The sequence below is a fragment of the Clostridium sp. YIM B02551 genome (genome assembly GCF_022324735.1).
Classification (GTDB): Bacteria; Bacillota; Clostridia; order Clostridiales; family Clostridiaceae; genus Clostridium_T; species Clostridium_T paridis.
On the sequence record NZ_JAKGTF010000010.1, the window covers coordinates 145,399 to 168,601 of the forward strand.

The 23,203-nt window shown below is 30.3% G+C and carries 22 protein-coding genes; 8 read left to right on the forward strand and 14 right to left on the reverse strand.

The features are described 5' to 3' along the window. Positions 1-392: 392 nt before the first annotated feature. The 5 genes from L1S47_RS13415 (at position 393) to L1S47_RS13435 (ending at position 5,545) form a co-directional block, all read left to right on the forward strand. On the forward strand, positions 393-1,343 hold the full coding sequence (locus L1S47_RS13415) for a MoxR family ATPase (protein WP_238884042.1): 951 nt from the start codon (positions 393-395) through the stop codon (positions 1,341-1,343). 9 nt (positions 1,344-1,352) lie between these two features. Next, a complete protein-coding gene (locus L1S47_RS13420; protein WP_238884043.1) occupies positions 1,353-2,468 on the forward strand; it encodes a DUF58 domain-containing protein in 1,116 nt (371 codons plus the stop codon). Beyond that, positions 2,455-3,624 carry a hypothetical protein gene (locus L1S47_RS13425; protein ID WP_238884044.1) on the forward strand — a complete coding sequence of 390 codons (1,170 nt, stop codon included), beginning with the start codon at positions 2,455-2,457 and terminating at the stop codon, positions 3,622-3,624. Before L1S47_RS13420 ends, L1S47_RS13425 begins: the two co-directional genes overlap by 14 nt. Before the next feature lie 447 nt (positions 3,625-4,071). Beyond that, positions 4,072-5,070, forward strand: coding sequence for an RICIN domain-containing protein (locus tag L1S47_RS13430; RefSeq protein WP_238884045.1), 999 nt, complete (start codon positions 4,072-4,074; stop codon positions 5,068-5,070). A gap of 280 nt (positions 5,071-5,350) precedes the next feature. Next, positions 5,351-5,545: an alpha/beta-type small acid-soluble spore protein gene (locus L1S47_RS13435; protein WP_202768933.1), complete on the forward strand. Its 195-nt coding sequence runs from the start codon at positions 5,351-5,353 to the stop codon at positions 5,543-5,545. A 69-nt stretch (positions 5,546-5,614) separates the two neighbouring features. On the opposite strand, the gene L1S47_RS13440 is transcribed toward L1S47_RS13435, so the two are convergent. The 5 genes from L1S47_RS13440 to L1S47_RS13460 form a co-directional block, all read right to left on the reverse strand. Beyond that, positions 5,615-6,337, reverse strand: coding sequence for a DUF2812 domain-containing protein (locus L1S47_RS13440; protein WP_238884046.1), 723 nt, complete (start codon positions 6,335-6,337; stop codon positions 5,615-5,617). After that, positions 6,327-6,671 (reverse strand): PadR family transcriptional regulator, encoded by a 345-nt coding sequence (locus tag L1S47_RS13445; protein ID WP_238884047.1) that lies wholly within the window; start codon positions 6,669-6,671, stop codon positions 6,327-6,329. Before L1S47_RS13445 ends, L1S47_RS13440 begins: the two co-directional genes overlap by 11 nt. 188 nt (positions 6,672-6,859) lie before the next feature. Then, positions 6,860-7,843: a phosphotransferase family protein gene (locus L1S47_RS13450; RefSeq protein WP_238884048.1), complete on the reverse strand. Its 984-nt coding sequence runs from the start codon at positions 7,841-7,843 to the stop codon at positions 6,860-6,862. 43 nt (positions 7,844-7,886) lie between these two features. Beyond that, positions 7,887-10,133 carry an RNA polymerase recycling motor HelD gene (helD, locus tag L1S47_RS13455; RefSeq protein WP_238884049.1) on the reverse strand — a complete coding sequence of 749 codons (2,247 nt, stop codon included), beginning with the start codon at positions 10,131-10,133 and terminating at the stop codon, positions 7,887-7,889. Between the two features lie 265 nt (positions 10,134-10,398). Next, positions 10,399-11,859 carry an MDR family MFS transporter gene (locus tag L1S47_RS13460; RefSeq protein WP_238884050.1) on the reverse strand — a complete coding sequence of 487 codons (1,461 nt, stop codon included), beginning with the start codon at positions 11,857-11,859 and terminating at the stop codon, positions 10,399-10,401. Between the two features lie 111 nt (positions 11,860-11,970). On the opposite strand from L1S47_RS13460, the gene L1S47_RS13465 reads away from it, so the two are divergent. After that, entirely contained in the window at positions 11,971-12,540 is a 570-nt protein-coding gene (locus tag L1S47_RS13465; protein ID WP_238884051.1) for a PadR family transcriptional regulator, read from the forward strand. 64 nt (positions 12,541-12,604) lie between these two features. Here L1S47_RS13465 and L1S47_RS13470 read toward each other — a convergent pair whose 3' ends face one another. Next, on the reverse strand, positions 12,605-13,219 hold the full coding sequence (locus L1S47_RS13470; protein ID WP_238884052.1) for a hypothetical protein: 615 nt from the start codon (positions 13,217-13,219) through the stop codon (positions 12,605-12,607). Positions 13,220-13,419: 200 nt separating this feature from the next. On the opposite strand from L1S47_RS13470, the gene L1S47_RS13475 reads away from it, so the two are divergent. Beyond that, positions 13,420-13,635, forward strand: coding sequence for a hypothetical protein (locus L1S47_RS13475; protein WP_238884053.1), 216 nt, complete (start codon positions 13,420-13,422; stop codon positions 13,633-13,635). 51 nt (positions 13,636-13,686) lie between these two features. On the opposite strand, the gene L1S47_RS13480 is transcribed toward L1S47_RS13475, so the two are convergent. The 7 genes from L1S47_RS13480 to L1S47_RS13510 all read right to left on the reverse strand — a co-directional run bounded on the left by L1S47_RS13480 (position 13,687) and on the right by L1S47_RS13510 (position 21,093). Then, positions 13,687-14,037, reverse strand: coding sequence for a PqqD family protein (locus tag L1S47_RS13480; protein ID WP_238884054.1), 351 nt, complete (start codon positions 14,035-14,037; stop codon positions 13,687-13,689). Continuing rightward, the gene (locus L1S47_RS13485; protein ID WP_238884055.1) at positions 14,027-15,946 is read right to left on the reverse strand and encodes an OPT family oligopeptide transporter; all 1,920 of its coding nucleotides are present in this window, start codon (positions 15,944-15,946) and stop codon (positions 14,027-14,029) included. Before L1S47_RS13485 ends, L1S47_RS13480 begins: the two co-directional genes overlap by 11 nt. Before the next feature lie 194 nt (positions 15,947-16,140). Next, a complete protein-coding gene (locus L1S47_RS13490) occupies positions 16,141-17,364 on the reverse strand; it encodes an MFS transporter (RefSeq protein WP_238884056.1) in 1,224 nt (407 codons plus the stop codon). Further along, a complete protein-coding gene (locus L1S47_RS13495) occupies positions 17,354-18,154 on the reverse strand; it encodes an ABC transporter ATP-binding protein (RefSeq protein WP_238884057.1) in 801 nt (266 codons plus the stop codon). The genes L1S47_RS13490 and L1S47_RS13495 overlap by 11 nt, the downstream gene beginning before the upstream one ends. Next, positions 18,155-19,162: an iron ABC transporter permease gene (locus L1S47_RS13500; RefSeq protein ID WP_238884058.1), complete on the reverse strand. Its 1,008-nt coding sequence runs from the start codon at positions 19,160-19,162 to the stop codon at positions 18,155-18,157. It abuts the gene before it with no gap. 1 nt (position 19,163) lies between these two features. After that, positions 19,164-20,156 carry an iron ABC transporter permease gene (locus L1S47_RS13505; RefSeq protein WP_238884059.1) on the reverse strand — a complete coding sequence of 331 codons (993 nt, stop codon included), beginning with the start codon at positions 20,154-20,156 and terminating at the stop codon, positions 19,164-19,166. Then, positions 20,146-21,093 carry an iron-hydroxamate ABC transporter substrate-binding protein gene (locus L1S47_RS13510; protein WP_238884060.1) on the reverse strand — a complete coding sequence of 316 codons (948 nt, stop codon included), beginning with the start codon at positions 21,091-21,093 and terminating at the stop codon, positions 20,146-20,148. Before L1S47_RS13510 ends, L1S47_RS13505 begins: the two co-directional genes overlap by 11 nt. A 183-nt stretch (positions 21,094-21,276) precedes the next feature. Between L1S47_RS13510 and L1S47_RS13515 the strand changes: the two genes are divergently transcribed. After that, positions 21,277-22,278, forward strand: a complete 1,002-nt coding sequence (locus tag L1S47_RS13515; RefSeq protein ID WP_238884061.1) for an AraC family transcriptional regulator — start codon at positions 21,277-21,279, stop codon at positions 22,276-22,278. Positions 22,279-22,317: 39 nt separating this feature from the next. On the opposite strand, the gene L1S47_RS13520 is transcribed toward L1S47_RS13515, so the two are convergent. Next, positions 22,318-23,103 carry an HAD family hydrolase gene (locus L1S47_RS13520; RefSeq protein ID WP_238884062.1) on the reverse strand — a complete coding sequence of 262 codons (786 nt, stop codon included), beginning with the start codon at positions 23,101-23,103 and terminating at the stop codon, positions 22,318-22,320. Between the last annotated feature and the right edge of the window lie 100 nt (positions 23,104-23,203).

The following is a 23,203-nucleotide window of genomic DNA, read 5'->3' on the forward strand; positions in this document are numbered from 1 at the left end:
TTTTAAAACTTCTGATTTTATGCTTATTAAGTTCCTATTTATAGAATAAGTATTACCTTCTATCCTTAAGAACCCCTATAAACTATCTTAGAACATAAAATATCATAAAAATTATACCATATAATTAATATACTTTATTCTATATTTATGTCAGTTTACCCTATACTTTTTTATTCCTTCCTCTTTATACTACTAGTAGCCATATTCTTAAGTAAAGATATTGTGAAAGAAGAAATAAATTTCATCTATTGATAAATAGTGGAAAAAATATTAAAATTAAGAAAATCAATTTATGCTCTCTTCAAAAATATGTAGTTATTTAATACATATGTTGAGTCACTCTAATAAAAAGTATTATTAATTAAAATTTAATTTATATTGGGGGAATTTTAATGGAAGTTGTAAAGTTTAAAGAATTTAGAGACAAGGTTTATCAAAATGTCTCAAAAGTTATTATCGGTAAAGAAGACATAATAGACAAAGTACTTTGTGCCTTTATTTGTAATGGACATGTACTAATGGAAGATGTTCCTGGCCTAGGTAAAACAAAATTAAGTAAATCTCTTGCTAAAACCTTAGACTGTACTTTTAAAAGAATTCAGTTTACTCCTGATCTTTTACCTTCGGATTTAACGGGAATTTATTTTTTCAATCAAAAATTAGGAGACTTTGAATTTAGAAAAGGTCCTCTTCTAAGTGAATTTGTCCTTGCTGATGAAATAAACAGGGCAACTCCAAGAACTCAAGCTGCCTTACTAGAATGTATGGAAGAAAAACAACTTACTGTGGAAGGAAATACTATAAAATTAGAACCTCCTTTCTTTGTAATGGCAACTCAAAATCCAGTAGAACAATTTGGAACCTTTCCATTACCAGAGGCTCAATTGGACAGGTTTTTTATGAGACTTTCAATGGGATACCCTGAATTTTCTGAAGAAGAAAGTATGATGGATAGATTTATGTTTAACGATCCCTTGGATGAACTTTCAGCTGTAGTAACAAAGAGCGAGATTAAATATGTTCAAGAGCATTATAAAGAGGTTCACATAAGCAAAGAGATAAAAGACTATATATTAACTATTGTTCGTGAAACTAGAAATAATAATAATGTTTCTTTGGGTTGCTCCCCTAGAGCTTCTTTAAACTTAATGAAGGGTTGCCAAGCATATGCAAGTATTAATCTAAGAGATTATGTAATTCCTGAAGATGTGAAAAAGCTAGCTATACCTATTCTTAGCCATAGACTAGTTCTTAAAAATCAAATAGGTTCCCAATCTGAAAAATCTGAAGAAGTTATTAAAGAAATTCTAAAATCTGTTGATGCACCACTTGAAAAAATATAGAGGTGCATTATGTTAGGTTATTTTGCATTCTCCTTTCTAATAATAATTCTATTAGCTTTGGGAGAATTTACACGGAGAAATGGTTTTAGAAATCTTAAAGTCAAGAGAACCATAAAAAGTAATAATGTTCAAATAGGCGAAGAAATTTTTGTAACTACAACTATAGAAAATAAAAAATGGCTCCCAATTTCATTTCTTAATCTTAAGCAAGATATACCAAGGGGGCTTAACTCTGAACTTCATAAAAATGAAGTAAGCTTATTTTTATCTATAAAGTGGTATGAGAGAATTAAAAGTACCTTTAAGCTTAAAGGAGAAAAAAGAGGAGTTTATCTTTTAAAAACTATGAAATTATCTTTAGGCGACTTGTTTGGCTTTAGTTCTGAAGTAATTCAGATAGATGATTATAATGAAATCATTGTATATCCACGAATTAAAAGCATAGATTCCTTTAACTTAGTTAGCAATAATATCCAAGGCGATAACATAATAAAGAGGTGGATTTATAAAGATCCTATCTTTACTCGTGGCATTAGGGAATATAATGTTGAGGATAGAATGAAGGATATTCACTGGCCTTCAAGCTTAAAAGCCAATAAGCTAATGGTTAAGGAATATGATTATTCATCTGATAGAGAACTTATTATAATTCTAAACACCCAGTGCGGTGCACCATACTTTAGTGTAATTAACTCAAATGTTATTGAGTATGGTATTGAGCTTTCAATCTCATTAATTAATAGTTCAATTAATATGGGTATACCAACTGGTTTCTGGACAAATGCACATATTTTGGGTTTTAGAAAAGACTTGAAAAATAAAGTAGAACCGTTTTTAAATTCCTTTAATGAAATCTTAGAACTTTGTGGAAGGATGTCCTCTGCCTCCCCTAGAGAAGACTTTGCTTCATTTCTTTCTAGCAACTTAATGCACTTTAGAAAAAATGCTGTTTATACAGTAATCTCTTGTTTCTTGGATGATGAGAGCATTTATATGCTCAACAAACTTAAAAATGCTGGAATGTATATTAAAATAATCGATATAAGCCCCAATGCTTCTTTACCTGAAGTAAATGGCATTGAAAAAATTATATTAACTGGAGGTAATGCTAATGAGTTCAATTAGAAAAATACAAATATTATATACTCTTAGCCTTACACTTTTTATAGATATAGTTTGGAGTTTTATTACAAGACTAATATTGGGACAGGAATATGACTTAAAACTTTTTATAATACTACTGGTTTCAGCCTTTAGTATCGAATTCATTAAAGAAAAACTTAGCAGCAAATATTTAATCATAGCTATACCTACAGTTATTTCTTTATTTTTAAGTTCTGGTTCTTTGTATAATATTATAGTTGTAGCATTCTTATCCTATATAATTTATGAAACCAAAGAAATAACTTATGATTTTTTTAATATAGAGAGCAAAGTTAAATATAGTATCGGTCTTTTATTTGTTCTAGGTTTACTTGATTCAGGGAGAAATATTAGACTATATATTATTTTTATCATAGTTTCTATATTGCTACAAAGGGAAAGTCGAGCATTTTCTTATAACATGAAAAATTCAACTTATGGCAATTTAATTATAGCCATAACTTCAGTACTCCTTACTATAGATAAAGTATTTTTGCTAGTTTTAGGCACTTTAAAAACAATAATGAATTTATTATGGTTACCTATAAGCTATATTCTATTGGCTTTCGCCTATGTTTTATCCCATGTATTTTCTTTTGCTATTAAAGCAATAGAAAACATGACTTCTAATAAAGTTCATGAGCAAGTAACGGTTGATAATAATTCTTCTGATAGTACTTTAGTACAAATAGACCAAATAGCCCACTTCCCGCCTATAATAAAAATAGTAGTTGAAATTGCTGTAATTATCTTCATTTTATTTATGGTTTATAAACTATATAATACAAAAAAGGTATCTAAAAGAGATATGGATAATTTTATTGAAATTGAAACTGAAAAGATATCTGGAGCTAAAATTAGAAAAAGAGTGAAATATAATTATGGTAAAAATCTTAAGGGAAAAATGCTGTATTTGTTTTTAAAATTTGAAGTTTTAACTAAAAGTAAAGGAATATATAAAAGCTTCATGACTGCGAAAGAACTTGGTAATAGTACTAAGCGTTCAATAGACAACTCTAGAGAGATCGATATATTAATTAATAACTACAATGAAGTGAAATTTTCAAATCATATTCCCACTAATAGACAATATGAGGATATAAAAGAAAGTTATAAAACAATAAAAAAAGAATTGTAAACTTAAAGGCCCATACTAATTGCAATGTATGGGCCTAATATTTTTTTATTAACTCTTATATATATTATCTAATATTAAAATGCATTATAAAAAATAAGTGCAATATGTACTTATCAGTCTAATTGACACCAATCTCCCATATGTTATAATTTAGTATATAAGTAATATTATGTAAACTATAATAAGGTTTTATCTAGAAGGGAGGTTTGTATAAAATAAATTAAACACTAATTTCTTATCTTATTTATCGCTCTTAAATCTACTATAATTCTTTTTATAAAATTACGATTTTAATCTATAAGTGTTAATCAAGTCTTTATAACAGTAACTGTCCTTATATAAAAATATTCTGCAAAAATTCTTTATGGCTTAAATTTCAAAAATAAAACTCGCAATGTGATACAAAACACCTCATATTTATAAAAAATATATAAGGATGTGTTAAAAATGAGTAAAAAACTATCTTTAACAAAAGCTTTGGTATTTGCATCAATGCTAGCGACATCAATTATTGTAGCCCACCCATTAAAAACATCAGCAGCTGTTGTTTCTGGACAAACTTATAAACTTATTAATGTTGGAAGTGGAAAAGCTCTCGATGTTTATGCTGCCGGAACTACAAACTATACTAATGTTGATATTTATACTGATAACGGTACTGGCGCTCAACAATGGAGAATTGTACAAAACAGTGATGGCACTTACAAACTAATTAACGTAAATAGTAATAAGGCCCTCGATGTTTACGCTGCTGGAAATGCTGATTATACTAATGTTGATATTTATGACGATAATAATACTGGTGCTCAAAAGTGGAACATCATCCAAAATAGTGATGGCTCTTACAAACTTATCAACACTAATAGCTGGAAAGCTCTAGACGTGTATGCTGATGGAAATGCTGATTACACTAATGTTGATATTTATACTGACAACGGAACTGCTGCTCAAAAGTGGAATATAGTCCCTGTTAATGGTGGATCTAATCCTTCAGTAAATAAGCCTTCTGAAGTTCCAAGTGATATATGGACATACGCTATTAATGCTGATAAAAAGTATACTAATGATGGAGATTTTGCTCTATTATTATGTGCTGTAATGAAGAAAGAAAGCTATTTTGGAGCAGGCTTAGGTGGAAGTCCATCTTCTGGTGATGGATTAATGCAAGTAGAGCCAAATACCCGAAATGCTTATGCAGCTAAGTTCCAAGCAAAATATGGGTACGCTTATAATCACGGCAGCTACCAAGATCAAGTATACTTGGGTGCTCTTATATTAAATGAAAACATTGTACAATTTGGCAGTGTATATAATGGTCTATTACATTATAATGGAGGACCTAACTGGTATCCAGGTGCTACAGATTCATACGGACGTGTAATAGAAGCTGATAAATATGCAAATGAAGTTTATGGAACCTATAGATCCTATGGTGGAAAACGATAACTCTTTAGCATATAGGATTGTCTTCTATAAAAATTGCTCTTTATGAATAAGAATTTATAAAGTTTTTTGCGGACAGTTACTATTATAAATATAAAAAAAAGCCGATTTCAGTCTATTACTGAGTCGGCTTTTTAAAAAAATAATTTTATGTGAAAACTAACCTCACTTGGACATACATAGCAACTTTCCCATTGTTTTTATAGCGTAAAAAATCATAAACTACATATAACTATAATTGCAAACAATTATTAAGTAATAACTTATGAAGGAGGAATTTACTATGGCAAGTAGAGGTAACAGAGTCTTAGTACCACAAGCAAAGGAAGGTTTATCTAGATTCAAAATGGAATCTGCTAGTGAAGTAGGAGTTACTCTAAATCAAGGTTACAATGGAGATTTAACTTCTAGAGAAGCTGGCTCAGTAGGCGGACAAATGGTTAAAAAAATGGTTGAAGCTTACGAAAAAAATCTATAATTAATAAATAGGAGCGTTTAAAACGCTCCTTAATCTTTGCTTAAATAAACTTTAATATGCTTATAGCTATTAAGATTTCTTATATTTCTTATAGTGATTTAAACTCATATAAATATATAAAATTCCTACAGCTACAGAAAGTACTCCAAGATATTTTTTATCAATAAGATCTAATATTCCTAGCGCTAAAAATGCAATACCTATAAATATATATAACTTCCATAATGCTTTATTATTAATTGCCTCACTTTTATCCCCGCCATCCTTTTCTATTTGCTTAATTCTAGAGTTATATGCTACATAAGGCATAAAGTTAAAAGTAAAAATAACTATATCAATAAATAGCAAGCATAGAATAGGCAAAAATATGGGTCTCATAGCTATAAAAGAAAAAATTAATAATCCTATTAATAAAATTCCTACTATAGAAGAATAAAGTGATGCTTTTCCTGTTCGAAATCTTATATCTTCATATTTATCAATCTGTGTTTCTCTGTCGCTATAAATTGGTTTAGTTCCTGCTTCTGCTGAGAAAATATGCATTTGTTTTCCTAAAGAAATAACATGTTTCCATCCAGCTTCTTTAAATATATCAAAATACTCTTCATTTGCCTCCCTTTGATAGTCTAAACTATATACAATATTTTGAGGTCTATCTTTCTTTAGTTTATAAAAAAATCCTCCTACTATGCTTTCAAGTATCCATCCTTGACTTGCATATTTACTTAATCTTTTCATATCTCCTTCTTCATTAAACGCAAACCCTTCAATTATTACATATTTACTTTTCATGATTATCCTCCTTACTAATTAAAAAATTTTCAGCGAATTTAATCATTTGTTTTTTACGCTCAATTTCATTTATGAGCATATCTCGTCCTTTATCTGTTATTTTATATACTTTTTTATTCTCATCTGTTTCTAAACTTAACTCTACTAATTCTGCTGCTAATAACTTTTTAAGCGTTGTATAAAGTGATGCTGGGCCGATAACAACTTCATTATTAGTAAATTTCTCAATTTCCTTCATAATAAGGTACCCATGTTTTTCTTCAATAACACTAGATAAAATATAAAAAGCTGAATCTGTAAGTTCACCAATATCAATTGAATCTTTTCTCGGCATAAAATTCACCTTCCTATTCTACATATATCATTAAATGATATATCATTAAATATACTATATCATTTAATGATATAGTAGTCAAATATATTTGACGCTCTTCTTTTTTTTTGCTTAAGTTCAAATTAATACAATAAATAAACACGGAAAATTTTATTCTTTTCCGTGTCTTTCTCTTCATTACCTGTAAATTAATTATAATCAGCTACAATTTTTAATGATTCTTCGAATCTTTTTGTTTTTACATCAAGCATAAATTGATCCATGTGTGCTAAAGCATACTTCAATTTTGCTTCATCATCTGCTAAATTGATTTTTCCTCCCCATATATTGTCATGAATTTCTCTGAAATCTTGTCTCTTAGTATTAATATCAATTGGTCTTCCTTTACATCCAATCTGCATAAAAAGAGTAAAATAAAATATATGCATCATTTGACTCATTAGAAAAAATCGTGCACGCCTGTATTCATTCATTTCTTCCCCAAAATAAATACTTAGAAAATCTATTTCATCTTGGTCATTTCTTATCACAAAATTTCCAACAACAGCTAAATCTACGTATCGATCATTTAAAAAAGCTGCTTCCCAATCTACGAGCCAAGCTTTCTCTCCATCATAAAGAATATTTTCTGGCTTTAAATCATTATGACAAGAAACAAAATCATCATCATTACTTGGATAAACATTCTTAATTCGCTTATACTGCTCAAAAATCTCTTTGGTAATATTTTCAGAAATTATCTTTGCATCTTGAAATCTCTGAACAAAGCCATCCATAGAGTGAATATAGTTTATTGTCTTTGGAAATGGTGACAAAGAATGAAGCTTATTAAGTACCTCAGGTAAAAAAGTCTTTGCTTCATCTAAGGAAAATGGCTGTATTTTTACAAAATCTGTTATAGAAATTCTGTCTTGTACGTTTAAGTATTTTATATTTGGTGCTAGACCTGCATCAGTGGCGGATTTCATACAAGTAAATTGATGAGTTGGATCTCCCATTGCATCATCTCTGGTTATTATGCGAAGTAAATATGATTTGCCTTTAACAACAATTCTAAAAACAAGTGCAGATGATAGCCCTGCAGTCATCTCCTCGATATCTTCGAATTCGTTCACTCCAAAGGTTTCTTGTAGTGCATTTTTAACAGCAATTAGTTTATTTTCTGGAATCATATAATATCCTCCTTAAATTAAATATAATTTTACATACCTAAACCTAAACTGATTCATTTAGCAATGGTGTGCATTTACCTGAATAGTAAATGCATAAAACATGTAGAGCCCTAGTGCATGCTGTATAAAGTAACAACCTTTCCTCTTCTGAACTATAATTTTCATCTCCAGCATTATAAATAAGTGCTGCGTCAAACTCTAACCCTTTTGCAAGATAAGCTGGGATTACGAGAGTATCACTTACATATTCATCATCATCTTTCAATATAACCTTCACATTTATCTTATCTTTTAAAAAACTGTATACCTCTTCTGCTTCTTTTGCCGTCCTTGTTATAATTCCAATGGATTTATATCCCTTATTCTTATACGTTTTTATATCATAAAGAAGTTTTTCTCTTATCTTTGCTTCATTAGTGAACCCAAGGATTAAAGGTTTTTCTCCACTTCTTTCTACACATTCATCATCAATTTCCTTATTAAGTAGTCGTCTTGCAAATTTGGTAATTTCCATAGTTGATCTATAACTCTTAGTTAGGTTTATTATACAAGTGTTATCTTTCGGAAATATTCTTGAAATATTATTATAATCTCCAACATTCATAAATGGATTAATAGACTGATTTAAATCACCTAATATAGTCATATTTGCATGATTAAAAAGCTGATAGAGAATTTCATATTGAAGTGGAGTGTAGTCCTGAGCCTCATCAATTATTACATATTTGATTTCTGAGGTTCTTGGTAGATCTCCCAGTACGCCTTTTAAATATAAAAGTGGTGTCTGATCTTCATAATTAAGTTTTCCAGCTCTCAAATTTTCTAAAGAATATCTTTTAATCTCTTTTATTTTCTTCTTATCATATTGCGAATTTAAATTATTAGCGAAGGTCCCTAGGCTATCAAAAAAGCCTTTATAAATTTCAGCTAAATCAAATCTTGTCATCATATTTATTTCATCATATAAACTCTTCGTTTCACTCTTAGCAATAGCTAAACCACGCTCCATAATTTCTATTTTATCTATATAGTTACCTGAGTCTTTAAGTTCACTTGACACTTCTTCTACTCTTTGTTTCTCATAAGGTTCTATTAGAAATAAGATTCTTTCTTTTATCTTTTGAAGTCTCCTTTTTAGTGGAAGCTTAATATAATCTTTAAAAAATAATTCTTGTAATTCCTCCGAAGAAATTATTAACCTATCACCCCAAATGATATCTTTAAAATTTCTATCCATTTTATCAATATAGTCTGCATATTGCTTTAAAGTATCCACAAATTCTAATGAAGATTTATATTTTATGTTGGTGATTCTTTCTTCATAGCCTGCTTCCTTCTTTGCCCCCAAGATATATTCCATCATTTCGCAGTAATCTTCCTTCTTAAAGCCATTTCCTAAGACATTATGCATATATTCTTTAAATGTTGTTTGGCACATATTATCTTCTCCAAGGTCAGGCAATACATTAGATATATAGTCATTAAAAATTTCATTAGGTGAGAATATTATTATATTTTGTGGAGTAATTCTATCTCTATGTTTATAAAGTAAATAGGCAATTCTATGAAGTGCAACAGATGTTTTTCCGCTTCCTGCTGGCCCCTGAACTATCAAATTTTTGTACTCTTCATTACGTATGACTTTATTTTGTTCTCTTTGAATAGTTGTTACTATAGTCTTCATCTTACTATCAGTATTTTTACTCAGCATACCTTGAAGTATCTCATCATCTATTGTCAGATTGCTATCGAACATATACTCGATTTTACCGTTATTAATCTTATACTGTCTCTTTAGTTTAAGTTCACCATTTACAGTTCCTTCAGGACATTCATATTTTGCTTTTCCGATTTCATAATCATAAAATATACTAGAAATAGGAGCTCTCCAATCGTATACTAGGAAATCATAGTCATCATTAATAAGATTTGAAACTCCAATATAATATTTTTCAGCTTTTTCTTCTCCTATTTCGGCAAAGTCAATTCTTCCGAAATAAGGCGATAAAATCATTCTCTCATATTTTTCTTGAATCTTTTTAGTAAACTCATGAGTTCTCTTCTGTTTCTTCATTGTTCCAATGAACTCCATAAATTCTACAACTTGTTCTAATCCATTTGAAATCGAAATTGAACCTACATCTTGCCATAGTTGCCTTTGTGTTTCAATAGCTTCCTTTCTAAATTTCTCTTTAAAATCATTGTTTTCTCTTAATTGCTTCTGAGCCTCATTAAGTACTTTTTGTAGCCATTGATCTTCAAGATTCCATTCAAAATCATTTCTGTTCATAATATTGCCCCCTTAAAAAATAATTTAAAAAATTTATTATCAAATCTATTGACATTGCTTTTTTTGAGTTGTATAATATAGTTAGGGAGTTATATTCAACTCAAAAAAGTGGCACTATATCTAGTGTAGCACTTTAATTTTGTTACGTCAATAGCAAAACATTTGTTATCTAACAAGTGTTTTTTTATTTTAAAACTTAAAAAATTCTATAAAGTAAAAAGCTCTTACCAACTTTCTAGGTAAGAGCTTTTGTTTTCATATCATATTACGCTACACTTTCTTCTATATCTTCAATAATAACTTTAGACTCGCTTTCCTTTTTTAAATAGAAACTTATAGGAATGGCTATCAAAATTATAACTGTAGATATTTTATAAATATCATTTACTGCCAATGTAAAGGACTTAAGTTGTAACAATTTATCGCCTGGATTTAATACAGCAATACTCTTCGCATGAAAAGCCGTTCTTACTGTAAGTAATGAAGTAAATATTCCTATAGATAAAGATGCCAACCCTTGCCTTATCCAATTGTTAACAGAAGATGCATCACCACTCACCTCACGAGGCACTGCTGACATACCTGAATTTGTTGATGGCATTGTAGATAATGAAATCCCTATATTTCTTACTATCATCCAAAATACTATATATGAAGAAGCTGTATTCATCGTTAAATGTGCCATTTCCCACGAACCTAAAGCAATCAAGGAAATTCCTGTGAATATTAGTATACGTGGTCCAACATAATTATATAATTTACCTACTAAAGGCATTATTAACGCCATAACTAACGAAGCCGGAAGCAAAATAAGTCCTGCTTGTAATGCTGTTTCATGCTGTACATTTTGAAGAAATAAAGGTGTTAGTAATGATCCTGCATAAAGTGCTATTGTTATTATACAACTTACAATAACACTCATTGTATATCTTGTATACTTAAACACTCTAATATTAAGTATAGGAAACTTAAAGTGTAGCTCTCTCCATATAAACACTGCCAAAATTACCATACCTATTAACATAAGTGAAATTGTCTTAGGGGAACTCCATCCCCATGTAGAGCTTTCGCTGAAGGCTATTAAAAGCATTAAGCTTGAGAAAATACTTGTTGCAAAACCAATAGCATCAAACCTTTTAGCTTTATCCATCTTATAATATGGTACAAAAAACTTAATCATTATTGCAGAAATAATCCCTATAGGAATATTTATAACAAATATAGCTCTCCAGCTAAAGGTTTCAATTAACCACCCACTTAGTGTCGGCCCAAAAGCTGGAGCAAGATAAGCTGCCAAGCTCCATAAGCTTACTGCAAAAGCTTGCTTTTCCTTTGGTATGCTTTGATAAATTATAGTCATTGCAGTAGGTGCAATAAGACCACTAAAACATCCTTGTAAAATTCTAAAAGCAATAAGTGATGTACTCCCCCATGCAAATGCGCAAAAGGCAGATGCTATAGTATATCCAATAATAGCGTATAAATAAACTTTCTTATTACTAAACTTTTGACCTAAATAACCTGTAAGTGGAGCAACTGTACCCATAGCTAACATGAAACCAGTTAATGTCCACTTAGCTGTATTTAAATCTGTATTAAAATCCTGCATAAAGGCTGTAAGCGCAATATTAACTGCACTTGTTCCTAAAGTTGCTAAAAAAGCTGCAAGAAAGATTCCTGATAACATTGACCCATTTGATTTAGTATTTTTTTGAATAATTTTCATTAAGTCCTCCAATGAAACATCTATTGCTTATATGTCAATTTGTACATATAATAATATATAATATTAATTTTTTACCTATATGTCAATGTGTACATAATGGAGGGATATCTTATGAATACCTTATCATATGGTCTTTTAGGCTTATTAATCAATGAATCTCTTTCTGGATATGATTTAACTAACCGGGCTAATATTTTTTGGCACACTACTCATAGTAGAATCTATCCACTGCTCGGGAAACTTGAGCAAGAAGGTTACGTGACCTTTTCATTAATTAGACAATCAGATAAGCCAGATAAAAAAATATATTCACTTACAGAAAAAGGCCTTAATGCTGTAGAATTATGGCTCAAATCTCCTACTGACGCGCCAGTTACTAAAGATGAGTTTTTCTTTAAGGTATATTGTATGCATGTTTTAGATTCATCCGGAATCGATAAACTTCTTACCGAAAGAGAGGATATGTATAGAAGTAGAATCAAATACTGCACAGAACGTATTGAACATCTTAGAGAATTTTACAGTGGTAAGTTATTAACTACAAACACTACCGGGTTTGGCAGATATATCACTCTTAAAAAGGCTATCTCAGATGCAGAAAACGGTCTTCGCTGGTGCACCTGGGTGCGTGAACTATATGAAAATAGTAGTGAAATAAATATTTTTGAATATGACTTATAAATATAATAAACAAGAAGGAAAATGTATTCACTTATTAGAGTGCATTTTCCTTCTTGTTTATTACTTATCCGTGAAAGTATCCAGTCCTTGCGTTTACACCAACATACGGTACTTCTTTTCCATCTTTCATTATATACGCTTGATAAACGTCACCATCACCTTGTAACTTCTCTATTCTAACAACTTTTTCTCCATAGGTATCATATAAATCTTTTTTAAACATCTCTTGCCAATCATTTTGAATAGGTGCATTTAGTGTTACATATGCTGCAAAGCTTTCTACATCGCCCTTCTTGCCTCCATTATTTAGATAATTCTTATATAAAGTTCCGAAATCAACCTTATTTAAAAAAGCCTTACTCCAGTGCATTTTTTGATATTCTGGCTTATTTCCTTGATCACCGTTAATATAATCCTTAACCTTTTTAGTTATATCTTGTATTTCTTGATCAGATGCTGATGCCTTTTGTGTAGCTGTCTGACTTGATTTATTATTATTATTATTTTCTGTTGTACTTTTACCTGCATTAGAATCTTCCGAAGTTGTACTAGTACTATTCTTATTGTTCTCGTTAGAAGCAGAATCTGACTTATCAGCTGTCTTTGAACATCCAACAAAAAGTAATGATAAAACTAGGGCTGTTACTACAATTGTTTTTTTATTAATCATAGCTTTCATAATTACTCTCCTTATTTTTATATCCTTTTCATTACTACCATTATAATACTTTTAACCCAGTATGTGAAATATCTCTAATGTTTTATAATTCTAACTCAGCTTTATATTAAACTTATCTTTTCCACCTAAAATTAAAAAGAAGTTATAAATTATAGGATTTGTAGAATTATAACTTTATAACTATGGAAAGGAGTTGCCACATGGAAAAAGACAATATAATGGCTAACAACCTAATAGATACCCTTGAAACAAAAGGTGAGATAACTATCACTGATGGAGTAAAGGAATTGTTCATTGAAGCTGTAGATAACAAAGAGGGGTATTCATATGTTAGCAATACAAATGAGGAATTTGGAAGTAGTAGAGAAGCTGTTGAATGGGCAATAAAAAAAGCAAATAACACTACTATAAAATAATAATCCTAATGAAAAGAGCATTTTCCCAACCTAGGAAAATGCTCTTTTGTATTAATAATTTACTTTTTCTATATAGTGGCAATTAACGTCTATATGATTTAGGAACAATAATAGTCTTTCATAAAGAGGGTGAACACTTTCACCATACTTTGCTTCTAGACTTTCTCCTATATCTTTCACTGTTTTATTGCCATCTATCTGTAAGAATATCCAACTTCCATATTCATCTAAAGAGATTTTTTTATACTCTGGAATCCTGAATTTAAGCTTTCTAAAGAACCTTTGGACCTTATGATCTTGTTTCATAAGTATAGTCACAATGTTTTCTTCATCTACCTCATATTCTAAGTTGTCAGATATCTTATATATTATATTTAAAACATCTTCGTTATTATTCAGCATCTTTTACCTTAGTTCTTAATATAGGAATTATAGTAGCTATTACTAGTACTACTAATATTACATATGCCATTCCGTTAGTAGCAGCAAACCCACTTGGGCCACTTCCTGTTACAACTCCTGTCACTTGGAATATTATTCCTATAAGTCCTAATATAGAAGCTCCAGCAACAAGTCCTGAAGATAAACTAATACCATTAGAGACTTTAGCTTCTTTTTCTTTATCAGATTTAGAAGTTTTTTCTACAAATAAACGAACTAATGCTCCTATTAATATTATAGTAGTTGTAGATATTGGTAAATAGAATCCTATTGCAACTGCCATTATAGGAAGGTTTAATAAGAATAGTACTATTCCCATTACAACACCTACAATTATCATAACCCAAGGTAATTTACCAGACATAATACCAGCAGTTAATGTAGACATTAAGTTTGCTTGAGGTAATGCAAATGGAACATTATCACCTGTCATTTGAAGTTGATTTGAAAGCAATAATATAGTTCCAACAACTACTGCAACACCAAGTACTCCAGCTATTGCAAAGTACTTATCCATTTCATTTTTGTCACCACCAACTACAAAAGTAACCTTTTGTGACTGTGAGTAACCTCCTGCTACAGAAATAGCAGTTACAATAAATGTACCAAATAAAAGTAATGCTTTATTACTTTCAGGGTTTTTCCATCCCATTGCAACGAATAATGATGTCACAATAACTATAGAAGCTATAGTCATACCTGATACAGGAAGGTTTGAAGTTCCTATAGTACCAGTTAAACGACCAGAAACTATTACAAATAGTAGGGATAAGAATAGTGATAAAATAGCACCAAGTATTGCCATTGTTACATTTCCATTAGAAGCTATGAAACCAGCTACAAAACCAAATACTATACCAACAAGTAATATTATTACTCCAAATGAAGAGTTTTTACCATTATTTGAAGACTTAGCACTAAGAGTTTCTCTTATAGATGATATTATAGTTGGAATAAGCTTTATAGCTCCAATTAAACCACCAGAAAGCATCATACCTGCTCCGATATATTTAACATAACTTCCAGCTATATGCTTAACTTGCATAGCGTTTATAGCAACATCTGAGTTATTCCATACAGTTGCTCCATCTTTTCCAAGTCCTGCAAAGTAACCTATTAGAGGCATAATACCAAAGTTAGATAATATTGATCCTGCAAACATTGTTACAGAAACCTCCATTCCAACTATGAATCCTATACCTAATAACATTGGGTTAACTTCAACTTCAAGTTTCCACTTGTAAAAAGTTTCATTTACATAGCTTATAACGTTATTTACTAGATTCATAAATGCACTAGTTATAACAGTTATAATACCACCTATTCCAAAACCAATTCCCATGAACTTCATGGATTCTCCAGCACCTTCTGAAGCAACTAGTGTTTCAGATATAGCCATTGATTCTGGATACATTAGTTTACCATGTTCTTCAACTATTAAATAATTGTAAACAAGGGAAGCGATTCCAATTCCGAATAAAACTCCAGCTGCTCCAACGCCAAAGCCTTCTATGAAAGTAACCTTAGAACCTATTAAAAGAACTGCAGGTAATACGAATATTACACCACTTGCAACAGATTCTCCGCCACTTGCCATACCTTGCACTAAGTTCTTAGCAAGTATGCCTTTTTTCTTAGCAAATGCAGCTATAAATCCAGAACCAATTATAGACCCTGGTATACCAGCGGCAACTGTAAGTCCTGATTTCATACCTGAATAAGCTGTTGATGCTGCAAATAAAGCAGCCAAAATAATACCGATTATTAATACGACAACGTTTCCACCAGATTTTGATCCGCTAGAAACATAAGGAACATAGTTCTTACCAGCTACACCACCGTATGCATCTTTTGATAACTTATTACTCATAAGATGTACCTCCTTTAAAATTTCACAACCATAATTATATCATGATTTTTATATAATACTATCTTTTTCAACCTTTTACTACACAAATATTTATGCTTTTTTTAATATTTTAATTAAAAAATTAAAATACTATTTATTTTTTAATACATTTTATACCATTTTATCAATAAACTGAGATAAAGTATGCGGATATGTTATTCTATATTACTAGCATTCCATTTTATATACTTTACTACTCCTATACTAAATATAAAAGTTATTATTAATATGTTAGAAATACCTAAATTAATATCTATCAACTGTCCATATATTACTTGTCCTGGGGCAACGCTTGCTGTAGCAACTGCTGTTGAAAATGCACTTACTTTTCCTAGCATATCTTCTCTTACTTCTTGTTGTATATAAGTTAATGAAATAATATTTGATAATGATAATGATAACATTATTCCAAGCCCCCCTATAGAATAAAGCCCTAAGGTTATTAGTTTATTATCTGTATTTAATCCTGATGCTATTCCCATAGTTATCATAGCTATTATCATTGGATACATTGTTCTATGTATCCTCTTCATTTTAAACGATCTAGGTCTGAAGGTAATTAACATACCTCCTATTATCATTCCTAGAACAAATATCGCTTCTATATAACCATAGATACTTGAAGGCATGTTTAATTTTACATTAATAAAATATGGAGACACAACACTTAAAACTGGAACTACAAAAATATTAGTAAGGGCATAAGAAAATATAGCTCCTAATACAACTTTCTTTTTTTCTTTTAAATATATGAAACTTTTTTTCATTTCCTTAATAGATTCAAAAAGAGGATTCTTAAACTTTTGTTTTATTTCCAGATTCGGAATATCTAAAAATAATTCTATAATAGCTGATATTAAGAAGCTAACTGCATTTAATATTACAACTATTTTTATCCCTATAAAGCTATATAATAGTCCTGCTGCTATAGGTGCAGCTAAATTAACTACATACCCAACCTGTTGAATTACTCCATTGGCTGATGCTAACTGTTCCTTTTCTACAATTTGAGGAATACACGCTGTGACAGAAGGACTGTATAAAGTATAGATAATAGATAGCATAAACATTACGACAGCTACTATTATTGTGTTATCTTTCCCACTTATTAGTATCAATGAATATATGCTCATTAAGGCCGCACTAAAGAAATCAAGACAAACCATTATCTTTTTCCTATTTACTGTATCTGCTAGTAATCCTGCAATAGGTGCAAACAATATATATGGAATAGTTGATATTGCTAATATCCCTGAGAAAATTGCAGCACTTCCCGTTAAATTTAAAATATATAAGGACATACAAAATCTTTGAATAGCATTGCCAAACAAAGAAATTATCTGTCCAATAACCACTATAATAAAATTTTTATTTTTCATTTTGTCCTCGTATAAGTTCATAGTCTACACAAATAGGATATCTTCCATCCTCGCTTAATTGTAACGTAACATCTATTCCATAGATTTCTTTTAAATTATCTTTTGTTATTACTTCCTTAGGAATACCTTCACAAATAATCTTACCTTTCTTAAGTCCAATAATATTACTTGCAAATCTGCAGGCATTATTTAATTCATGCAGTACTATAACGACTGTAATATTCTTTTTTCTATTTAATCTTTCTAATACTTCAAGCACCTCTAATTGATAAGACATATCTAAATAAGTTGTTGGCTCATCTAACATAATTATGTCTGTTTCTTGAGCTAAGGTCATGGCTATCCATGCTCTTTGTCTTTGACCACCAGACAAATTTTCTACTTGCCTATCGGCAAAATCCTTAAGCCCAGTTTCTTCAATTGCCCAATTTATAATTTCTTTATCATGGCTAGTAAGACCACCTATCATTTTTTGATGTGGAAATCTTCCATATGTAACTAGCTCCTTAACAGTAATTCCATTTGGACAGACTGGTCCTTGAGGTAAAAAGGCAACTTGAGTTGCTATATGTTTTTCTTTCTGACTTTTTATATTCTTATCATTTATAAAAATATCACCATTTTTAGGCTTTATTACTCTTGCTATAGTCTTTAAAAGAGTTGACTTACCACATCCATTGGAGCCTATTATAATACTTATTTCTCCCTTTGGAATTGAAAGATTCATGTTATCTATTATTAAATTATTTTCATAGGCTACAGATAAATTCTTTACGCTTATAGCTTCCATCTATTTCTCCTTCATCATCAAATAAATAAAATATGGTACTCCGAGTATTGAGATTGTAATACCCACCGGTATTTCAATAGGGGAAAATAAATTTCTTGAAACTGCATCAGCAAATAAAATTATTATTACACTTATAAGGGCAGATACAATCAAAAAATTTTTATGGTATGGTCCAACTAATTTTCTAGCAATATGTGGACATATTAACCCTATAAACCCTACATTTCCTGCAAAGGCAGTAGCTCCACCTGCAAGTATAACTGCATAAGTTAAAAACTTCTTTCTTTCCTTGTTTAAGTTTAGTCCTAGAGAAATTCCATGCTCATCAGATAAATTAAGAACATCCAATCTCTTATAATTTAATACTACTAGACTAAACATAAATAATACCAATGGCATTATTATCTTTACATAGCTCCAACCGGAACCCCAAAGGCTTCCAGATATCCATATCAATACTCTATTGTAATCGCCAACTCCACCTTTAAAAGTAAAGAAGGTAATAAAAGCATTTAATCCTGCGTTTATTCCAAGGCCTATAAGCAGTAATCTTCGTGGCCTAATTTTACTTCTCCCAGATAAGAAATAAATTGCTATCGCTGCAATCCCAGCACCTAATATAGCCATAAAAGGAAGCACATAAACAGATAAAGTACCAAGTTCACTATAATAATCTACAGTTTTTAATGAGATAAAAATAACAGCTACCACTGCTGCACCTGCATTAATTCCTATTATTGAAGAATCAGCCAGCTCATTTTTCGTTATGGTTTGAAGCAATGCTCCTGCGGTTGCAAATGCTACGCCAACTGAAATCCCAACAAGCATTCTTGGAAGTCTAATATTTATTAGAGCAGTCTTTTGTAGCTTTGTCCCTTGTCCAAGTAAAGTTTTTATAATATCTGAAGGTCCAATTTTATAACTACCCCATCCTAAATAAAAGATAAACGCTAACAGAGCTAGACTTAATAATACTAGTGCAGTTATTTTAAAACTTCTTTTCTTCATATTAGCCTTTCTCCTTTCTTGCTACAGCTACAAAGAATGGGACACCTATTAAAGCAGTAAATATTCCTATTGGGGTTTCATAGGGATTATTTATCATTCTTGCAGCAATATCAGAATAAGTTAGAAGTACTGCTCCTAATAAAAAAGATGCAGGTATTATCTTTCTATAATCTTCTCCTAATACTTTTCTAACAATTTGAGGAATTATAAGACCAACAAAACCAATGTTTTTACCTACTGCTACTGCTGCAGCACACATTGGTATCATAATTAGCAAAGTTATAAGTCTTATTCTTTCAGGATTTTCCCCTAAGCTTATAGCCACATCATCCCCTAAACTTAGTACATTTATTTTCTTTGAAAGCAAGCTTGCTATTATTAAACCTATTATCCCAACTACTGAAACCAAAATAAAATCTTCCCAAGTTGCACTCCTAAAGCCCCCTGCCACCCAGAATGCAATGAACTGAGATTTATTTGACAAAAGTCCAGCGATAGTTGTTAGTGAAATAAAAAAAGTACTCATAGCAGTTCCTGCTAATAATATTTTTGTAATTGAGCTATTATTTGCTTTCCGCGACATAAAACCTATTACTATAACCCCGCTAAAAACCGCTCCAATTAATGAAGCTATCATAACATTTGTAGTATTTATTGAAATTCCGATAGCATAAAAGATAGCAACAACTAAAGTTGCGCCTTGACTTACTCCAAGAAGTGAAGGTTCTGCAATTGGATTCCTTGTAACTCCTTGAATCATCGCTCCCGTTACTCCTAAAATTCCCCCAGTTAAAAGTACACAGAGAGCCCTAGGTATACGAACATCTCTAATTAATACTAGCTCCAGCTTTTCACTATAGTTAAAAATACTGTGCCATATTTCAGAAATACCAATATGGGTAGCTCCTAGGCTTATAGCTAGGAACAACCCAATTATTAGAACAAAAATACTACAAACTATAAAAGTTATTGTATTTTTATTACTATTTTGCATTCAATTTCTCCACAATTTCATTTAAAAGTTTTTCTCTACCAATAGGACTATAGCCTTGATTAAAGTAAGGTGATGCAGTTAACTTAGTTATCTTACCTTCTTTTACTGCAGGCAAGCTATTCCATATTGCATTTCCTTCAAGAGTTTTCAAGTCATCAGCAGTTGCTAGAACAAATATATGATCCGCTTTTATTTTTGCTAACCCTTCATAAGTTACAACTGGTAGACTTATGTCCTTTTGTTCTGGCATACCTTCTGGCTTCTTTAACATCATATCCTCATATAAAACACTTCCGAATCCAGCTCCATCAAATACATAGAATTGACCACCACTAGCTAAGAATGATAAGTAAGATGTATCTTTTCCTTGTGCTTCTTTAACTTTTTCCCCTGCTTCTTTAGCCTTCTTATCATAGTTTTCTAACCATGTATTTGCTGCATCTTCTTTATTGAAAACTTTCGAGAATGCTTTTACGTCATCTTTCCAGTTTAAAGCTTCTAATTTAATCATAACTGTTGGTGCTATTTCTTTTAATTGATCATACATTTTTTCTTGTACAGTTGAAATTATAATTAAGTCTGGTTTTAAATTCATTATGGCTTCAACATCCATAGTATCTTGCATGCTATATCCTACTATGGTTGCACCTTTTAATGTATCTTCTAGATATGTAGGGAATTTTTTATAATCATAGGCATCACTGTTAGCAGTTCCTACTACTTTATATCCCAAAATAGATAAAATATCACTATTACCACTTAAGTCTACTATTCTTTCAGGTTTTGCAGGTATTTCTACCTCTCCTTTTACATCAGTTACTTTAACTGTCTTCGCTTCTTCTTTTACAGTGGATGAATTTGTATTTGAACAACCAACGAATAACATAGCTGTCATACAACCTAATAAAAGTTTTTTTAGTAATGAAGTTTTTCTCATTTTATATCTCCTTTTTATATCTTATATGATATTTATTCTCAACTATCGTAAGTGTACATGATATTCATTCTCATTTCAATAGTGACACCATATTTAATTATTTTTACATCTAATATAATTATTTTCTTGTGTATCTATCTATTATTTAATATAATCTTATTATTCTATATAGGGGGTATTCTTATGGTTGTAAGGTCCAGTGAGGAGTTTAAATCAGTTGTTTTAAAAAAGTTAAATTTTGGTAGTTTTGAAGATGAAAATTATACTTTATATACAAATAAAAATAGACCTGAGCTTGGTTACTTCATTAGCTATTCAAGAAAAGATTATTATGATTTAGGTATTGCAGACTATACTATACCTGAGAATTTTTCTTTGCATTTTGATAATCCCGAGCTTTTAATGCGCTTTGGACTTGTTTATAAAGGTATTACAGAATTTAAACTTGAGAATAACCCAATTTCTTCTTTTACCCCTTCCTATTTCTTCGTTGTTGAGAAAGATTTAAAAGGACATCAAACATGGAAAAAAGGGCAACATTATCACGGAATCGAAATAACTATACGCGAAAAATATTTTACAGATATAATTAAGCCTAATTTCCCAAACATAATGGATCTACAGGCTTTTATTACAAATTATACTTATACTTATCTTCCTATGGAAATAGTGAGAATTATTCATCAGTTACAAAGTTTGGTTAATGAAAATTCTTTAAATTCAATTTACTTAGAGTCTAAAATTTTGGAGTGCATTGCGATTCTAAATAATGAGATTACCAAATCTTCCGAAAATGCCTTTACTAATCAAATTAACTATGGAAATATTTATATTGGTAATGACAGAATAATAAAATTAACTTCTTCAGATATTAGAGCTATTCAAAAAGCTCATGATATTTTATCAGAAAACTACAGCAATCCTCCTAGTATAGAAACCCTAAGTAAGATTGTGTATTTAAATGAACAAAAACTAAAGGCAGGATTTTCAAAGCATTATCATATGTCAATTGGTGAATATACAAATCATATTAGAATGACCATTGCTGCGAATCTTCTATCTACAACAGATTTAAGCATTGAAAATATTGCGAACAAAGTAGGTTATAACTACTCCGCAAATTTTTCTAAAATGTTTAAAAAAACATATGGAAAGACTCCTTTAAAGTTTAGAAAAACAAAATAAATAGCCATCAATCATAGTTGATGGCTATTTATTGAATTGCTATAAAATAAATTTTTCTATTTCTAATGCTACTCCATCATTTTGTACTGTATCGGTAACTTTTTTTGCATAACCCTTTACGTAATCATCAGCATTTCCCATAGCTATTCCGCAGCCAACTGTAGATAACATTTCTATATCATTTTTCCCATCACCAAAGGCATAACTATTCTCTATAGGAATATTTAAATACTCTAATACCTTTAGAATTCCTGATGCTTTTGAATTAGTTTTAGAATATAACTCGAAAGAACCTTCTTCTAAGTTATGCATATAGTCAAAACTATCCTTGCCTAAGGTTAAACAATAATCTATGCTTTCTTGATCCTTGCATAACATTTCAATTTTATAGGTGTCTACTTCATCAAGAACATAATTTCCTTCTAAATATTTTTTAGAAATTTTATAAGAATCGTAAAATGAATGCAGCTTTCTATGTGTATTTTTAATATAAGAATATTCTTCACCCTGCAATATATATTCAATATTAAGCTCTTCAAATTTACCTACTATTTCTTTTACGGTTTCTTTTTTAATAGCTTCTTTATATATACACTTATCAGCAAGTTTTACATATGATCCATTTGTGAGCACAAAACCATTAAATCCAAAGTTTAGTAATGCTTCATTTAGAAAAGCATATGGTCTACCTGTAGCCAGGAAAACATAATCTCCTCTTTCTTGAAGCTTACGTATAGCCTTTTTTACTCTAGGAGTAATATCAGTTAATCCATTTAAACAATCAATTAGAGTTCCATCAATATCAAAAAATACTGCTTTTTTCATACTTCTTCTTATCCTCCTAACAGCTTATTCTCATTCATTGTTACTTGTTACTATTTACTATCATTCTATTTTAATTATTCCTACTTGTCAATTAATTTAA

Bases quoted from the DNA above. Each gene is read 5' to 3' on its own strand.
- L1S47_RS13415 (WP_238884042.1), top strand. From the start codon at position 393: ATGGAAGTTGTAAAGTTTAAAGAATTTAGAGACAAGGTTTATCAAAAT.
- L1S47_RS13420 (WP_238884043.1), top strand. From the start codon at position 1,353: ATGTTAGGTTATTTTGCATTCTCCTTTCTAATAATAATTCTATTAGCT.
- L1S47_RS13425 (WP_238884044.1), top strand. From the start codon at position 2,455: ATGAGTTCAATTAGAAAAATACAAATATTATATACTCTTAGCCTTACA.
- L1S47_RS13430 (WP_238884045.1), top strand. From the start codon at position 4,072: ATGAGTAAAAAACTATCTTTAACAAAAGCTTTGGTATTTGCATCAATG.
- L1S47_RS13435 (WP_202768933.1), top strand. From the start codon at position 5,351: ATGGCAAGTAGAGGTAACAGAGTCTTAGTACCACAAGCAAAGGAAGGT.
- L1S47_RS13440 (WP_238884046.1), bottom strand. From the start codon at position 6,337: ATGAAAAGTAAATATGTAATAATTGAAGGGTTTGCGTTTAATGAAGAA.
- L1S47_RS13445 (WP_238884047.1), bottom strand. From the start codon at position 6,671: ATGCCGAGAAAAGATTCAATTGATATTGGTGAACTTACAGATTCAGCT.
- L1S47_RS13450 (WP_238884048.1), bottom strand. From the start codon at position 7,843: ATGATTCCAGAAAATAAACTAATTGCTGTTAAAAATGCACTACAAGAA.
- helD (WP_238884049.1), bottom strand. From the start codon at position 10,133: ATGAACAGAAATGATTTTGAATGGAATCTTGAAGATCAATGGCTACAA.
- L1S47_RS13460 (WP_238884050.1), bottom strand. From the start codon at position 11,859: ATGAAAATTATTCAAAAAAATACTAAATCAAATGGGTCAATGTTATCA.
- L1S47_RS13465 (WP_238884051.1), top strand. From the start codon at position 11,971: ATGAATACCTTATCATATGGTCTTTTAGGCTTATTAATCAATGAATCT.
- L1S47_RS13470 (WP_238884052.1), bottom strand. From the start codon at position 13,219: ATGAAAGCTATGATTAATAAAAAAACAATTGTAGTAACAGCCCTAGTT.
- L1S47_RS13475 (WP_238884053.1), top strand. From the start codon at position 13,420: ATGGAAAAAGACAATATAATGGCTAACAACCTAATAGATACCCTTGAA.
- L1S47_RS13480 (WP_238884054.1), bottom strand. From the start codon at position 14,037: ATGCTGAATAATAACGAAGATGTTTTAAATATAATATATAAGATATCT.
- L1S47_RS13485 (WP_238884055.1), bottom strand. From the start codon at position 15,946: ATGAGTAATAAGTTATCAAAAGATGCATACGGTGGTGTAGCTGGTAAG.
- L1S47_RS13490 (WP_238884056.1), bottom strand. From the start codon at position 17,364: ATGAAAAATAAAAATTTTATTATAGTGGTTATTGGACAGATAATTTCT.
- L1S47_RS13495 (WP_238884057.1), bottom strand. From the start codon at position 18,154: ATGGAAGCTATAAGCGTAAAGAATTTATCTGTAGCCTATGAAAATAAT.
- L1S47_RS13500 (WP_238884058.1), bottom strand. From the start codon at position 19,162: ATGAAGAAAAGAAGTTTTAAAATAACTGCACTAGTATTATTAAGTCTA.
- L1S47_RS13505 (WP_238884059.1), bottom strand. From the start codon at position 20,156: ATGCAAAATAGTAATAAAAATACAATAACTTTTATAGTTTGTAGTATT.
- L1S47_RS13510 (WP_238884060.1), bottom strand. From the start codon at position 21,093: ATGAGAAAAACTTCATTACTAAAAAAACTTTTATTAGGTTGTATGACA.
- L1S47_RS13515 (WP_238884061.1), top strand. From the start codon at position 21,277: ATGGTTGTAAGGTCCAGTGAGGAGTTTAAATCAGTTGTTTTAAAAAAG.
- L1S47_RS13520 (WP_238884062.1), bottom strand. From the start codon at position 23,103: ATGAAAAAAGCAGTATTTTTTGATATTGATGGAACTCTAATTGATTGT.